Below are 212 nucleotides of genomic sequence, written 5' to 3'. Positions count from 1 at the left end.
AATACTGCAGAACCAGAAGATGGCGTCACGTTCACTGTCGTCGCTGTCGTGCTGGTGCCGCTCAAGGTGACACTAAAGACTAAATTACCACCTTCACCAACCGTCGGGCTGCTGACCGATGTCACTACCAAGCGATCATCATCGCCACCACCTGTGCCGCTAGCATCATCATGTATCGTCGTCGTCACACTCGCCGTGCCTAACGTCGCATT

1 protein-coding gene is annotated in these 212 nt (G+C 54.2%); it reads right to left on the bottom strand.

Annotation, left to right across the window (positions count from 1 at the left end; translation table 11 throughout):
• A partial coding sequence (locus tag ACO0KW_RS20545) for a hypothetical protein (RefSeq protein WP_423055199.1) occupies window positions 1-212 on the bottom strand: 212 nt, incomplete at both ends.

The sequence above is a fragment of the Undibacterium sp. Ji22W genome (assembly GCF_049340305.1).
GTDB lineage: Bacteria > Pseudomonadota > Gammaproteobacteria > Burkholderiales > Burkholderiaceae_D > Undibacterium.
This window is presented reverse-complemented; position numbering and strand designations above follow the sequence as displayed.